The organism is Labrys sp. ALF-8 (assembly GCF_059699065.1).
Map to the genome: position 1 here is coordinate 2,761,745 of NZ_AP048537.1, position 12,601 is coordinate 2,774,345.

Annotated in this window: 14 protein-coding genes; 5 read left to right on the top strand and 9 right to left on the bottom strand. The window is 64.0% G+C overall.

Going from position 1 to position 12,601, the window contains the following annotated elements:
* Nucleotides 1-99 precede the first annotated feature (99 nt).
* Together AC6H34_RS12740 and AC6H34_RS12745 are read right to left on the bottom strand one after the other, a co-directional pair.
* The gene (locus AC6H34_RS12740) at nucleotides 100-504 is read right to left on the bottom strand and encodes a VOC family protein (protein WP_448149617.1); all 405 of its coding nucleotides are present in this window, start codon (nucleotides 502-504) and stop codon (nucleotides 100-102) included.
* A 112-nt stretch (nucleotides 505-616) separates the two neighbouring features.
* The gene (locus tag AC6H34_RS12745; RefSeq protein WP_497539047.1) at nucleotides 617-1,609 is read right to left on the bottom strand and encodes an aldo/keto reductase; all 993 of its coding nucleotides are present in this window, start codon (nucleotides 1,607-1,609) and stop codon (nucleotides 617-619) included.
* A gap of 101 nt (nucleotides 1,610-1,710) precedes the next feature.
* On the opposite strand from AC6H34_RS12745, the gene AC6H34_RS12750 reads away from it, so the two are divergent.
* Together AC6H34_RS12750 and AC6H34_RS12755 are read left to right on the top strand one after the other, a co-directional pair.
* Nucleotides 1,711-2,613, top strand: coding sequence for a LysR family transcriptional regulator (locus AC6H34_RS12750; RefSeq protein ID WP_497539048.1), 903 nt, complete (start codon nucleotides 1,711-1,713; stop codon nucleotides 2,611-2,613).
* A gap of 169 nt (nucleotides 2,614-2,782) precedes the next feature.
* Nucleotides 2,783-3,145, top strand: coding sequence for a VOC family protein (locus AC6H34_RS12755; protein WP_448149614.1), 363 nt, complete (start codon nucleotides 2,783-2,785; stop codon nucleotides 3,143-3,145).
* An 81-nt stretch (nucleotides 3,146-3,226) separates the two neighbouring features.
* On the opposite strand, the gene AC6H34_RS12760 is transcribed toward AC6H34_RS12755, so the two are convergent.
* Entirely contained in the window at nucleotides 3,227-3,508 is a 282-nt protein-coding gene (locus AC6H34_RS12760) for an HU family DNA-binding protein (RefSeq protein WP_448149613.1), read from the bottom strand.
* Between the two features lie 317 nt (nucleotides 3,509-3,825).
* On the opposite strand from AC6H34_RS12760, the gene AC6H34_RS12765 reads away from it, so the two are divergent.
* On the top strand, nucleotides 3,826-4,374 hold the full coding sequence (locus AC6H34_RS12765) for a methylated-DNA--[protein]-cysteine S-methyltransferase (protein WP_448149612.1): 549 nt from the start codon (nucleotides 3,826-3,828) through the stop codon (nucleotides 4,372-4,374).
* Nucleotides 4,375-4,478: 104 nt separating this feature from the next.
* On the opposite strand, the gene AC6H34_RS12770 is transcribed toward AC6H34_RS12765, so the two are convergent.
* Nucleotides 4,479-5,027, bottom strand: coding sequence for a TetR/AcrR family transcriptional regulator (locus AC6H34_RS12770; RefSeq protein ID WP_448149611.1), 549 nt, complete (start codon nucleotides 5,025-5,027; stop codon nucleotides 4,479-4,481).
* Between the two features lie 124 nt (nucleotides 5,028-5,151).
* Between AC6H34_RS12770 and AC6H34_RS12775 the strand changes: the two genes are divergently transcribed.
* Entirely contained in the window at nucleotides 5,152-5,940 is a 789-nt protein-coding gene (locus AC6H34_RS12775; RefSeq protein ID WP_497539049.1) for an SDR family NAD(P)-dependent oxidoreductase, read from the top strand.
* A gap of 44 nt (nucleotides 5,941-5,984) precedes the next feature.
* On the opposite strand, the gene AC6H34_RS12780 is transcribed toward AC6H34_RS12775, so the two are convergent.
* The 5 genes from AC6H34_RS12780 to AC6H34_RS12800 form a co-directional block, all read right to left on the bottom strand.
* Complete coding sequence (locus AC6H34_RS12780; RefSeq protein WP_497539050.1) at nucleotides 5,985-7,205, bottom strand: enolase C-terminal domain-like protein; 1,221 nt, start codon at nucleotides 7,203-7,205, stop codon at nucleotides 5,985-5,987.
* A 37-nt stretch (nucleotides 7,206-7,242) separates the two neighbouring features.
* Entirely contained in the window at nucleotides 7,243-8,073 is an 831-nt protein-coding gene (locus AC6H34_RS12785) for a carbohydrate ABC transporter permease (protein ID WP_448149608.1), read from the bottom strand.
* A 2-nt stretch (nucleotides 8,074-8,075) separates the two neighbouring features.
* Entirely contained in the window at nucleotides 8,076-8,954 is an 879-nt protein-coding gene (locus AC6H34_RS12790) for a carbohydrate ABC transporter permease (protein ID WP_448149607.1), read from the bottom strand.
* A gap of 73 nt (nucleotides 8,955-9,027) precedes the next feature.
* Nucleotides 9,028-10,296 (bottom strand): ABC transporter substrate-binding protein, encoded by a 1,269-nt coding sequence (locus AC6H34_RS12795; RefSeq protein ID WP_497539051.1) that lies wholly within the window; start codon nucleotides 10,294-10,296, stop codon nucleotides 9,028-9,030.
* Between the two features lie 141 nt (nucleotides 10,297-10,437).
* Entirely contained in the window at nucleotides 10,438-11,112 is a 675-nt protein-coding gene (locus tag AC6H34_RS12800) for a GntR family transcriptional regulator (protein WP_448149605.1), read from the bottom strand.
* A gap of 256 nt (nucleotides 11,113-11,368) precedes the next feature.
* On the opposite strand from AC6H34_RS12800, the gene AC6H34_RS12805 reads away from it, so the two are divergent.
* Nucleotides 11,369-12,469, top strand: coding sequence for a hypothetical protein (locus AC6H34_RS12805; RefSeq protein WP_497539052.1), 1,101 nt, complete (start codon nucleotides 11,369-11,371; stop codon nucleotides 12,467-12,469).
* The last annotated feature ends 132 nt before the right edge of the window (nucleotides 12,470-12,601 follow it).

The following is a 12,601-nucleotide window of genomic DNA, read 5'->3' on the forward strand; positions in this document are numbered from 1 at the left end:
GCGGAATCACCGGGGGCGGGCCCGGTGACGAGGAACTGGGACATCCGCAGTCTCCAGCTTGAGCCGTGTGTGCGCCGCCGCATGCGCGGGCCAGTGGCCTCAGCCCTTCTGCACGAAGCTCGGATCCATCCACATCACTTCCCAGACGTGATCGTCGAGGTCGGCGAAGCTGACGCCGTACATGAAGCCGTGATCCTGAGCGGGCTTCCAGGGCTTGGCGCCGGCGGAAAGCGCCTTCGCCAGCGTGTCGTCCACCTCCGCCCTGCTGCCGGCGGAAAGGGCCACCAGCACTTCCTTCGTCGTGGCGGCGTTGCCGATCTCGCCATTGATGAAGGTCTTGAAATAGGCCTCGGTGAGCAGCATGGCATAGATGTTGTCGGCGATGACCATGCAAGCCGCGTTCTGGTCGGTGAATTGTGGGTTGAAGCTGAAGCCGAGGGCCGCGAAGAAGGCCTTGGACTTGTCGAGGTCCCTGACGGGCAGATTGACGAAGATCGAGCGCATGATGCTTTTCCCTGGGGATTGAACACCCCCAGGACGGTGGGCCTGAAGCGCGGCCGACATCAAGCATGTTTTATTTTCCGCGGATACGGACGTTCCCGCCCCGCTTCCGGCATCAGTGCTCGCTGTCGAGATGGGCCATCTGCGCGGCGGCGTAGCGCGTGCCGGCAACCGCATCCTTCGGCACGGCTGCCTCGATGGCGGCAAGGTCCCCGCTGGTGAGCGTCACGTCGAGGGCGCCCAGGGCTTCCGCCAGCCGGTCGCGGCGGCGGGCGCCTATCAGCGGTATGATGTCGTCGCCCTGCGCGGCCACCCAGGCGATGGCAATTTGCGCCACGCTCACCTTCCGGTCTTCCGCCACCGCACGAAGTGCCTCGGCCAAGGCGAGATTCGTGTCGATGTTCCCTGCCTGGAAGCGGGGACTGACGGCCCGGAAGTCGCCCTGACCTGCGGTGTCCTTGCGCCAGTGGCCGCTGATCAGCCCGCGCGAAAGCACCCCATAGGCGGTAATGCCGATGCCCAGTTCGCGGCATGTATCGAGGATACCGTCCTCGATGCCGCGGGAAACCAGCGAATACTCGATCTGAAGGTCGGCGATCGGGTGCACGGCCGCCGCACGCCGGATGGTGGCGCTGCCGACTTCGGACAGGCCGATATGGCGCACATAACCGGCCTTCACCATGTCGGCGATGGCGCCGATCGTATCCTCGATAGGCACGTTCGGATCGAGGCGAGCGGGGCGATAGATGTCGATATGATCGAACCCTAGGCGCTGCAGCGTATAGGCGAGGAAGTTCTTCACCGCAGCCGGGCGGCCGTCGACGCCGCCCCAGCCGGCGGCCGGATCGCGCAGGGCGCCAAACTTGACGGAAATGACCGCCCTGTCCCGGGCGATGCCCTTCAGCGCTTCGCTGATCAGCATGTCGTTGTGCCCCATGCCGTAGAAATCGCCGGTATCGAGGAGGTTGACGCCGGCATCGAGGGCCGCATGGATGGTGGCGATGCTCTCGGCCCGGTCGGAGGGGCCGTACATCCCGGACATGCCCATGCAGCCGAGGCCGAGGGCGGAGGAAAGCGGGCCGGTCTTGCCCAGGTGACGCATTTGCATGGCGGACTCCGATAGTTCCCATTGGATGAAGGGATTATGCCGCAGATGGTTTCGTGCGATAATCCGATGGAGTGTGCGCAAGCCGTACGGAAAAACGCACAATGGCCGACCTGGATCTCGCCGACCTCGATGCCTTCGCGGCTGTGGCTCGGGCACGCAGCTTCCGCGGCGCAGCGATGCGGCGCGGCGTTTCCGCCTCCGCATTGAGCGAAGCCCTGCGGCGGCTTGAGGCGCGGCTTGGCGTGCGCCTGCTCAACCGGACCACACGCAGCGTCACGCCGACGGAGGCGGGCCAGCGCCTCCTCGACAGATTGGCCCCGGCGCTGGGCGAAGTGGCGGCGGCGCTCGATGCCGTCAACGATTATCGCGACACGCCGACGGGCACGCTGCGCCTCAACGTTCCCACCATCGTGGCACGTGCCGTGCTGCCGCGCATGATCGGCGAGTTCATGCGCAGCCATCCCGGCATCACGATCGAGATCACCGGGCACGACAGTTTCATCGATGTATTCGCCGCGGGTTTCGATGCCGGCATCCGCTACGATGAGAGCCTGGAGCGCGACATGATCCGGGTGCCGCTGGGGCCGCGCACCCAGCGTTTCGTGACGGCGGCGTCCCCGGCCTATCTCGCCGTGCATGGACGGCCCTGTCATCCTGACGACCTCCTGCACCACGCCTGCATCCGGCACCGCTTCGACAGCGGCAATTCGCCCCGCTGGCAATTTGAACGAGGAGGCGAAAGCGTGACGATCGCCCCTTCGGGTGCACTGGTGACGACGGCGGTGGAAATGCAGTTGCAGGCCGCCATCGAGGGCCTGGGCATCATTCGCAGCTTCGAGGAATTTCTCGCACCGGCCCTGGCCGGCGGTATCCTGGAGCCAGTTCTGTCCGATTGGGAGGAGGACTTCTCCGGTCCTTATCTCTACTATTCCAGCCGCCGTCACATGCCGGCGCCACTGCGCGCGTTCGTGGATTTCCTGCAAGGACCATGGGGACGGTGGTAGGTCCGCGGTGGCCGAGGGCCGCTGGGGAATCCGGAGTGCACCACTCGTCCGAGGCCGTATCCAGAGGGAAGGAGGCCGGTGACCCCGCCTCGTGCCGGCCAGGCGATGCTCACTTCCCGGCGTGGCGCTTCCAGTTTAGGCTTCCCTGAAAAGCAATCGGGAGGAAATCATGACCGTCCGCATCCAGCATGTGAACATTCGCACCAGCGACCTGCAGGCCAGCATTGCCTTCTATACGAAGGTCATCGGCCTGACGCTTGGAAAACGTCCGGATTTCGACTTCCCGGGTGCGTGGCTCTATGACGAGAGCCTGCCCGCCGTCCATCTGAGGGAGGTACCCGAAGGTTCGGCGCAGGCCGGCAACCTCGTGGATCACTTTGCATTCCAGGTCGACTCGCTCGACGAGGCACTGGCGCGCCTCGATGCGCTCGGCATTGCCTATCGGGGCCCGCAATATCTGCCGGGCACATCCCTGCGCCAATGCTTCCTGCAGGATCCTAGCGGCGTGACGGTTGAACTGCAGGGACCCTGAGCGGCCGGTGGGCGTGCCCAAAAGGAAAGGGACGGTGCCTGAGGCGCCGTCCCTGTCCGCAAAAGTCAGGTTGGGGCCGTATCAGCCGTTCACGGCGTCCTTGAGGGCCTTGGCGGCCTGGAACACCACCTTCCTGGAGGCGGGGATCGTGATGGTCTGCTTGGTGGCGGGGTTGCGGCCCTGGCGCTCCGGCTTGGCCTGCACCTTGAACTTGCCGAAGCCGTTGAGGGAGACTTCCTCGCCCTTGACCGCCGCTTCGGCGATGCCCTTCAGAACGTCTTCGACAGCTGCCTTAGCGGCAGTCTTGGTCAAGCCATGAGCGGCGGCAATACGGTCGGCAAGATCGATGGTGCTGACGGTCATGATGTTATCCTTTCTATGATTCGTCCGGTCGCCTTATCGCACGGAGGATAGATATCGCCAACGCATGTACAGGGAAAAGTCGCCTGGAACGCTGCTTTTCAGGAGATAAGTGCAGATTTTACGGAACTTGACCCCATTTTGGAACGGTTTAAAGGCGGGCCGGGTCCGTTCGTCGATTATAAGCGCCTACACCGGAAAAGGTTCCCGTTCCAGCTGATTCACGGCTTGCAAACGCAAAAAATGGCGCAGATATCGGGTGGCGCCGGGTCTCGTCGGGGAGTGTAATGGCGATGCCTGCACTGCAAGGAGAAACCCAGATGACGACGGTTCGTTTCTCGCTTTTCGAGACCAAGATCGGCACCTGTGCCCTCGCCTGGGGTGTGAAGGGACTTGTCAGCGTACAGTTGCCGTCGGCCGACGCGGCAGCCCTGCGGACCCGGATGAAGCGGCTGCTTCCCGGCGCGGTCGAGGATGAGCCGCCGCCGGAGGTGGTCCAGGCTGTCGCCGCCATCCAGGCGTTGCTCGCCGGCGAACCGGTGGATCTCGGCTGGATCGATCTCGACATGGACAAGGTGTCGGACTTCAATCGTCAGGTCTATGCCATCGCGAGGGCCATTCCGAGAGGCTCGACCATGACCTATGGCGAGATTGCGCGGAAGCTCGGTGATCCCCTCCTGGCGCGTGCGGTCGGAAAGGCCATGGGCGAGAACCCCCATCCGATCGTGATGCCTTGCCATCGAGTCATGGCTGCCGGCGGCGGGTTTGGGGGCTTTTCTGCATATGGAGGCGTGGAGACCAAACGCCGTCTCCTCAAGATCGAGGGCGCGCTGCCCGACGACCAGCCTTCGTTGTTCGGGTGGATTTGAGCTTCACGAAATCTACAGGACGTCGGGCGCCCACTCCCAGCCATCGGCGCTGACCGCCGATCCCTTTCCCTATGCCGGCAAGGGGGCAGCCATGTCCGGCGGCTTCATCGCTCGATAGCCGCCTTGGTCTCCCGCAGGATCTCGTCCGAAAGCGCCGGGTCGTCCGCGATCCGAGCCAGCATGACCGCACCCACCATGGCCGACCAGCCGGCAATGGCAGCACGGCGGCGTTCTTCCGGCGTATCCCCCGGCGCCGTCTCGCTGAAGGTCTCGATCCGCCTTTTCAGGGCCTGCGTCATGGTGTGCCGCGCCGCCCCGGTGGTGCGGACGACCTCGGTTCCGAGAGACGAGAACAGGCAGCCGACCCCCGGCCGGTCGCGGTGCGGGTGACTCAGATAGGAGGCGGCGTATTCGGCCATGGTGCCTTCGTCGTCCGGCTTGGCTTCCTCGGGAAACAGCACATGCGCGAAGGACTGGGCGACCAGATCTTCCTTGGAGCTGAAATGCCCGTAGAAGGCTCCATGCGTGAGGCCCGCGGCGGCCATGATCTCGGCGACGGTTACACCCTCGAATCCGTGCTCCCGGAAGAGCCGGGCCGCTGCCTCGAGGATTCGCTGGCGGTTCTCGGCGACCTGCTCCTTGCTGACTTTCATCGGTCCACTCCTTCACGACGCTTGACTTTATACATGATGGATATCATGAATGCATCAATGATGATGATCATCATGAATAGAAACGGCCGTGACCGATGATGGGCGGCCATCAGGAGTTCGAAAAATGACTCAATCGCTTCCCGCCGTGCTGATCACCGGCGCCTCGACTGGGATTGGCGCCACCTATGCCGAGCGGTTTGCCCGCCGAGGCCATGACCTCGTGCTTGTCGCCCGCGACCAGGCCCGCATGGAGGCGCTTGCCGCTCGCCTGCGTGCCGAGAGCGGTGTCCAGATCGATATCCTCAAGGCCGACCTCACGAACGGCGACGATCTTGGCCGCGTCGAAGCGAGGCTGCGTGAAGACGAGAAGATCGGCATTCTCGTCAACAATGCAGGTGCGGCCGCCCATGGCGGCTTTGCTGACCAGGATGCCGAGGCGGTTGACTGGCTGATCCGGCTCAACGTCACGTCGCTGACGCGCCTGACCGCCGCCGTGGTGCCGCGTTTCATCAGGCAGGGCCAGGGAGCCATCATCAACCTTGCCTCGGTCCTGGCGCTGGCGCCGGAAATCTCCTTCGGCGTCTACTCGGCCACCAAGGCCTTCGTGCTGACCCTGTCGCAGAGCCTGCAGGTCGAACTGGCTCCCAAGGGCATCTACGTGCAGGCGGTACTGCCTGCTGCAACCCGCACGGAGATCTGGGAACGTTCGGGACGAGACGTCAACCAGATCCCGGGTGTGATGGAAGTTGGTGAACTGGTCGATGCGGCCCTGGTCGGTTTCGACCGGCATGAGACGGTCACCATCCCGCCGCTGCCCGACGCCGGCCAATGGGAAGCGTTCAACGGCGCGCGCCAGGCCATGCTGCCGAACTTCCTGCAGTCTCGTGCGGCCGAACGCTACAGGGCGGCGTGAACGATGAAGACGGGCGTCCGTGACGGGCGCTCCTTGCTTCCTGCCTATCTCTGTGCCCGGGCATAATGCTGCTCGGGCACGATCGAGTACCAGCCGGGCCGCTCGGGATCGCGGTCATAGGCATAGCCTCCCACCTCCCGATAGTACTCGGCATATCTGGCGAGTTTCTCTCGGTCGAGCTCGACGCCAAGGCCGGGCCCCTCGGGCACCGCGATGGCACCGTCGACATAGCGTAGCGGCCCGCCGACGATGATGTCATCCGTCAGGTGGTGGTAGTGCGCATCGGCAGCGAAGGAAAGATTGGGCAGCGCGGCACCGAGATGAAGCATCGAGGCGAGCTGGATGCCGAGCTCGCCGGAAGAATGCACGGCGGCGCCATACTGGAAGGTTTCGAGCACCGTGCCCGCCTTGTGCGCCTGGCGCAGGCCGCCCCAGAAAGTGGTGTCGAGCAGGACGACGTCCACGGCCTGCAGGCGGATATTGGCCGCGAGCTGCTCGAAATTCACCACCACCGTATTGGTGGCGGTGGGGATACGCACGAGATTTCGCAGCCGCCGCATCCCCTCTAGGCCCCAGGTCGGATCCTCGAAATAGTCGTTGTTGAGATCCTCGATGGCGCGGCCGACGCGTGCTGCTTCCTCGACGGACCAGGCGGCATTGGGGTCCAGGCGGAGCTTGTCGCGCGGAAAGGCGGCACCAAGCGCCCGAAACGTCTCGACATCGTGGTCGGGGGAGAAATGCCCGCCCTTGAGCTTGTGGGTTTTGAAGCCATGGCGGGCCTTGAGGTCGTGGGCATGCGCGACGATCTCATCGGGGGTGACTTCGCCGCCCTTCCCGGTCTTCTCGTCGCGGTAGCGATAGAAGATGTAGCTGGCGAAGGGCACGGTGTCCCGGATGGAGCCGCCCAGGAGATCGCAGGCACGGATGCCGAGCTTCCTGCCTGCCGCGTCCATGCAGGCCATCTCTATGGCGGCGTGAAGCTGCATGCGGTTGTTGTAGAGCGAGGCCGTCGGATTCATGATCTTCCAGCGCAGTTGTTCGAGCTGCAGCGGATCATGGCCCTTGAGATAGGGCAGGAGGGAGCGCACGGCCGCTTCGGCCGATTCGCCGCCGCCGCCCATCTCGCCCAGCCCGACGATGCCTTCGTCGGTGACCACCTCGACGATGGTTCGGATGAAGCGCCCCCAGTGCGCGCCGGCGGCATGGCGCAGCGGCGCCTCCAGCGGCACGGCGACGGTGGTGGCCCTGAGGTCGACGATCTTCATCGGAATATCCTTCGAATGAAATGAAGCATGCCGGCCCTCATCCGCCCGTTCCCAGGGCTAGGCCGCGCACGAAATGCTTCTGCAGGAGCAGGAAGAGCAGCAGCGTGGGCAGGGAGACGATCAGCGTGGCCGTGATGATGGTGGGCGCGTCCGCCTGGCCGTAGAGGCTCTGCATGCCGAGCAGCGCCACCTGCACGGGCCGGGCCTCGGGCGAGCGCACGAGGATCATGCCGAAGAGGAGGTCGTTCCACACCCAGGTGAACTGCACCAGGGTAAGCATCAGGAAGGGTGCCTTGGCGAGCGGCATCATGATCTTCCAGAAGACGTCCCAGCTCGTGGCGCCCTCGATCTCCGCCGCTTCCTGGATGTCCCACGGGACCGTCAGGAAAAAGCCGCGCATGACGAAGGTGGCAAAGGGTATGCAGATCGCCGTGTAGAAGCAGAACAACCCGAACCTGGTGTCGTAGATGCCGAGCGCGATATAGCTTTTGAACAGCGGGATCAGATACATCTGCAGCGGGAAGATCGTGCCCGAATAGATGAACAGGAACCAGCCGAGTGCCCGCGGCATCCTCAGCCGCACGATGCCGAATGCGGCGAAGGAGGCGAGCAGCACAGCCAGCAGCGAGCTGGCCGCGCCATAGAGCAGCGAGTTGAAGAAGCCGCCCTGGATGCCCTGCGCCCAGGCATTGGCGATGTTGTGCCAGAGATTGAAGCTCGTGGGCAGGAGCAGCGGCCCTCGCGTGTAGTCGGTGGCCGTCTTCAGCGTATTCATCAGGAGGAACGCCATGGGCGACAGCCAGACCAGCGTCACCGAGAACATGGCGCCGGAAAGGATGATCCCGGTGGTCTTGCTGCGCGCCGTCATCGTCAGGCCTGGCTTTCGCGCGCGAGCATGTTGCGCATGTAGAAGTAGGAGAAGAGAAGGGACAGGGCCGAGATCACGACCGCCACGGCGGAAGCGTAGCCCATCCTGAAATTGGCGAAGCCCTCCTTGTACATGGTCACGGCCAGTGTCTCGGACATGCGTGCCGGCCCGCCGCCCGTCATCACCCAGATGGTGTCGAACACCTTGAAGGAGTTGATCACAGCGAGCAGCGAGGCGATCACCACATAGGGCATCAGCATGGGGATGATCACCTTGGTGGCGAGCACCCACCCCCTGGCGCCGTCGAGCGTGGCCGCTTCCAGCGGCTCCTTCGGCAGTCCCTGGAGCCCGACGAGGAAGATCATCACGTTGATGCCGGTGGCCTGCCAGGTATAGGCGCCGATCATCGCATAGGTGTTGTAGGGCTGGACATAGAGCCAGTTGACCTTGAGCGCGCCGAGGCCGATGGCATCCAGCACGATATTGAGCACGCCTTCATTGCGCAGCACGAAGCCGAAGACGATGCCGGCAGCGGAGGCCGAGATGGTGGCCGGGACGTAGATGCAGATCTGCATCAGCTTGGCACCCTTCAGCCCGGAGATCGCGTAGGCGAAGAAGAAGCCGAGGCCGACAGGCAGGACGACGCCGAGCACCATCCATTTCAGCGTGTTGGCGAAGGGGTGCAGGAAGTTGGCATCCGTCACCAGCTTGTAGAAGTTGGCAAGTCCGATGAAGGCGGGCGCGGTCATGCCGTTCCAGTCCGTGAAGGCCAGCATGGTGGTGTAGAGCATCGGCAGGATGAGGAAGATGCCCACCATCAAGGCCGCCGGGGCGACATAGAGATAGGCCGCGCGCTGCTTTCTCGACGACAGGCTTGCCATGGGAGTTCCGCGGAGATGGGGGAGACGCCCCGCCCCGCCGGAAATGCCGCGGAGCGAGGCTGGCCGAAGCAGATCAGGGCTTGGGATGGGCCGCCCAGTAGTCGTCCGCAATCTTCTGCAGGTTCTGCATCACCGAGTCCGCCGAGGTGGGGTCGAGGACGAATTTCGAGATCTCGTCGACGGCGGCCTCCGCGATCGGGGAGGGCGTGGATTCCCAGTAGCGGCCGATCAGCTTGTAATGGCCCTGCTGGATCGCGTCGTTCAGCTTCGCCACTTCCTTGTCGGCCGGAAGTCTCGCGTCCGAGTTGGCGACGAGAAAGCCGGTGAGATCCGCCCAGCGCTGCTCGCCTTCCTTGCTCATCCAGTAGGTCGCTGCCTTCACCGCGGTGTCATGGGTCTCGGAATTCTTCGAGACCAGCAGCGGGCCAGCCTCGAAGATCACGCTCGGCGGCAGGCTGGCATTCATGTTGGGCAGCACGAACATGCCCCAATCCTTGCCTTCCTGGATGCCGGCCTTGTTGACCGTGTCGGCGAACCAGGTGCCGACCAGCATGTGGGCGACCTTGCCCTGGGCGAAGGAGTTGTTGACGCTGTCGCCGGTGGTGAAGCCGAAGGGCGAGGTGCCGTCGTCCATCCAGCCCTTGGTCATCCAGTCCTTCCAGGTGGCGAAGGCGGCGGCGACCTGCGGATCGGTATACTTGGCCTGGCCCGCCAACAGCTTGTTGTAGAAGTCGGGATCCTGGCGGATCAGGAACTCGGAGAACCAGATGAAGGCGGGCCAGCGCCCCTCGATGGTCTGGCCTACCGGCACCTTGCTGGCGGCCTTGATCTTGGCGAGGTTGCCTTCGAGTTCGTTCCAGGTCTTCGGCACTTCGAGGCCGAGTTCCTTGTAGACGTTCTTGTTGTAGAACATCGCCCAATAGGCGACGTTGTTCGGCACCGCGTAGATCTTGCCGTCGAAGGTGAAGGCATCGGCGACGGCCTGGCTGACCTTGCCTTCCGCGAGCAGCGGCTTCCAGATCGGCGTGAGATCCTCGAGCAGGCCCGCATCGACCAGATCCTTCATCCGGTAGCCGGACCACCAGGTGAACATGCCGGGAGCGGAGGGGGTAGGCAGTGAGGCGCGCACGGCGGCCTGGTAGTTGGTGGTGTCGGCGAAGGGAGTGACCTGCCAGGACGAGGTGGGATCATCCTTGCCGTAGGCTTCGAAATTGGCCTGCCATCCCGCCTTGTCGTGCGAGACCGTGAGAGCCGGCTTGTCGGCGGCACCGGCGCCGGAGGCCAGCAGGCCCGCTGCCATGAAGCCGGCAGCCAAGGCCGCGCGGAATTTTGCAAGTATCATCCGTTCCCTCCTGTTCCGGTCGTTGCCGGCGGCCCTTTTGCGGCCATTCGCGATATTGGAAAGGCCGTCGCCGGCCTGCCTGGCGCGTGTTCGATTGGGGCGGCGAGGGATGCTGGCTCCGCTTTCGCCGCCGGCCGATTTTCACTGCGGCTTGCCGCCGTCGCCGTCGAGGACCTGCAGGATGGTGCGCAGATGCATCGTCATCGCCGCCGCCGCCGCCTGCTCGTCGCGTGCGGCAAGGCCGGCCAGGATATCGTGATGTTCGGCGATAATGGAGTTCGGACGGTTCGGCCAGTTGATGGTGACGAAGCGCAACCGGTTGAGGTGGGTCTTGACGTCCTCGAGTTCCTCATAGGCGGCCAGGCAGTCGGCCGCCTCGAAGATACGGCGGTGGAACACCTCGTCCAGTTCGTAGACGCGGCGAATGTCCTTGCGGACGGCGGCGAATTCCTGCTCGTCCAACAACGCGGAAAGGGCTTCGAAGTCCTCCTCGCGCGCCATGCGGCAGGCTCGGCGGCACACCTCGATTTCCACCACTTCGCGGATCAACTGGGCGGCGCGGACCTTTTCGACGCGGATCGGCGCAACCAAGGTGCCGCTTTGTGGGAAGATGTCGACAAGACCGAGGCTGGACAGGCGCAGCAACGCTTCGCGGACGGGCGTGCGGGAGACGTTGAGGCTGGCGGCGATCTCGGCCTCGCGGATCGGCTGCTGCGGCTTGAGGGTTCCCATGACGATGTCGTTTCGCAGCATTTCATAGACATTGGCTGCCGTCGAACGTGGCCTGACGCTCGACTGTCTCGTGGTATCCAGCATGGCTCGGCTCATTCCGGTGGATCGTTAACCCCCGCTTAATGCATTAATATATTAGTGCATTTGTATTTTGCAAGTGCCAATTCCCGGGGCGCAAAAATACACTCCGCTTGAGCCTGCATCCTGGCTCGACCGACATCTGGGAGGGACGCGCCGGCATGTTGCGTCCGCCTTCAATTGCGGCATACTGGCTGCGGAACAGGCTTCATCTGTTTGTTGTTCATCCATAAAACCAAATGAAATCAGGAGGATGTAGCCCATGACAGCCAGCGGGGAATTCGCGACGGCCGAGGCTGGCGGCATCAGCGTGACGCTGGACCTTGCGGTGGGACACATTAAGGCGCTCGTCGTGGAGCGGGACGGGCGCAAGATCGCGCCGTTGCATCGTGCGCCCTGGATCGGGGAGGCCCAGCAGCCCGACACACCGGCCCATCTGGCCCGCCTATCGGGAGATTTCCTCTGCGCGCCCTTCGGCCTCAGCGACATCGATGGTTCCCCAGCGCATGGCTGGCCGGCCAATTCGCCCTGGCGGCATATCGATACGCGCGCGGTGGAGGGCGGGTGCGTCGCTCGTTTCGAGCTCGAGAAGCGGGTGATGGGCGCGCGCGTCACCAAGGAGTTCACGCTGCGGGATGGCCATCCCTTCCTGTATCAGCGCCATGTCTTCTCGGGAGGAGACGGTGCGGTTTCCGTCGGCCTCCATATGATGGTGTCGCTGCCGCAGGGGGGGCATCTGAGCTTCTCGCCAAAGCGTTTCGTGGCGACCCCCGACGATCCCCAGGAGAGCGATCCCATCCGGGGGCGTTCGCTGCTGGCTTATCCCTCGCACTTCCAGGACCTGAAGAAGGCCCCTCGGGCCGATGGGGGAACCGCCAACCTCACCTGCTATCCTTTCGACCGCAACTACGAGGACTGCGTGATGATGCCGGAGGCGCCCGACCGCGCTTTCGCCTGGGGTGCGGCCTTGCGCCATCATGAGGGCGACCTCGTGCTAAGCCTCAAGCGGCCGGAGGATTTTCCGTCGACGCTGCTTTGGATGAGCAATGGCGGGCGCTACTACAGCCCCTGGAACAGCCGTCACCGCGGGGTGCTGGGCCTGGAGGAGGTGAGGACCTACCTGTTGTCCGGCCACAAGGCGTCGATTGTCCCCAATTCCTTTACGGAACAGGGCATACCCACCTCGATCAGCCTCACGGCGGATGGAGAGGTCGATCTCAGGCACGCCATCGGCATCATGCCGGTGCCCGTGGGCTGGGATCGGGTCACCGACGTGGAGCCGCGCGGCGAGACCCTGGCGGTTCTCTCCGACAACGGGGAATTCGTGGTGCCATACGATCCGAAGTTCATTCAGCACCAGTGAACCCACGAAACTGCGGGCGCGACCTTCCTGAGGCGCGCCCACGGTTTGGCAAGGAAAGCTCTGCCCGTCGCCGTGAGCAAAGGGTCCATGCATGACTCGCGGCGGCGTTCGCGATCCGGCGAAAACGCGCAG

Excerpts from the sequence above, each read along its gene's own strand:
- AC6H34_RS12750 (WP_497539048.1), top strand. The coding sequence starts at position 1,711 with ATGGCCGACCTGGATCTCGCCGACCTCGATGCCTTCGCGGCTGTGGCT.
- AC6H34_RS12760 (WP_448149613.1), bottom strand. The coding sequence starts at position 3,508 with ATGACCGTCAGCACCATCGATCTTGCCGACCGTATTGCCGCCGCTCAT.
- AC6H34_RS12770 (WP_448149611.1), bottom strand. The coding sequence starts at position 5,027 with ATGAAAGTCAGCAAGGAGCAGGTCGCCGAGAACCGCCAGCGAATCCTC.
- AC6H34_RS12795 (WP_497539051.1), bottom strand. The coding sequence starts at position 10,296 with ATGATACTTGCAAAATTCCGCGCGGCCTTGGCTGCCGGCTTCATGGCA.
- AC6H34_RS12800 (WP_448149605.1), bottom strand. The coding sequence starts at position 11,112 with ATGCTGGATACCACGAGACAGTCGAGCGTCAGGCCACGTTCGACGGCA.
- AC6H34_RS12805 (WP_497539052.1), top strand. The coding sequence starts at position 11,369 with ATGACAGCCAGCGGGGAATTCGCGACGGCCGAGGCTGGCGGCATCAGC.
- AC6H34_RS12755 (WP_448149614.1), top strand. The coding sequence starts at position 2,783 with ATGACCGTCCGCATCCAGCATGTGAACATTCGCACCAGCGACCTGCAG.
- AC6H34_RS12745 (WP_497539047.1), bottom strand. The coding sequence starts at position 1,609 with ATGCAAATGCGTCACCTGGGCAAGACCGGCCCGCTTTCCTCCGCCCTC.
- AC6H34_RS12765 (WP_448149612.1), top strand. The coding sequence starts at position 3,826 with ATGACGACGGTTCGTTTCTCGCTTTTCGAGACCAAGATCGGCACCTGT.
- AC6H34_RS12775 (WP_497539049.1), top strand. The coding sequence starts at position 5,152 with ATGACTCAATCGCTTCCCGCCGTGCTGATCACCGGCGCCTCGACTGGG.
- AC6H34_RS12740 (WP_448149617.1), bottom strand. The coding sequence starts at position 504 with ATGCGCTCGATCTTCGTCAATCTGCCCGTCAGGGACCTCGACAAGTCC.
- AC6H34_RS12780 (WP_497539050.1), bottom strand. The coding sequence starts at position 7,205 with ATGAAGATCGTCGACCTCAGGGCCACCACCGTCGCCGTGCCGCTGGAG.
- AC6H34_RS12785 (WP_448149608.1), bottom strand. The coding sequence starts at position 8,073 with ATGACGGCGCGCAGCAAGACCACCGGGATCATCCTTTCCGGCGCCATG.
- AC6H34_RS12790 (WP_448149607.1), bottom strand. The coding sequence starts at position 8,954 with ATGGCAAGCCTGTCGTCGAGAAAGCAGCGCGCGGCCTATCTCTATGTC.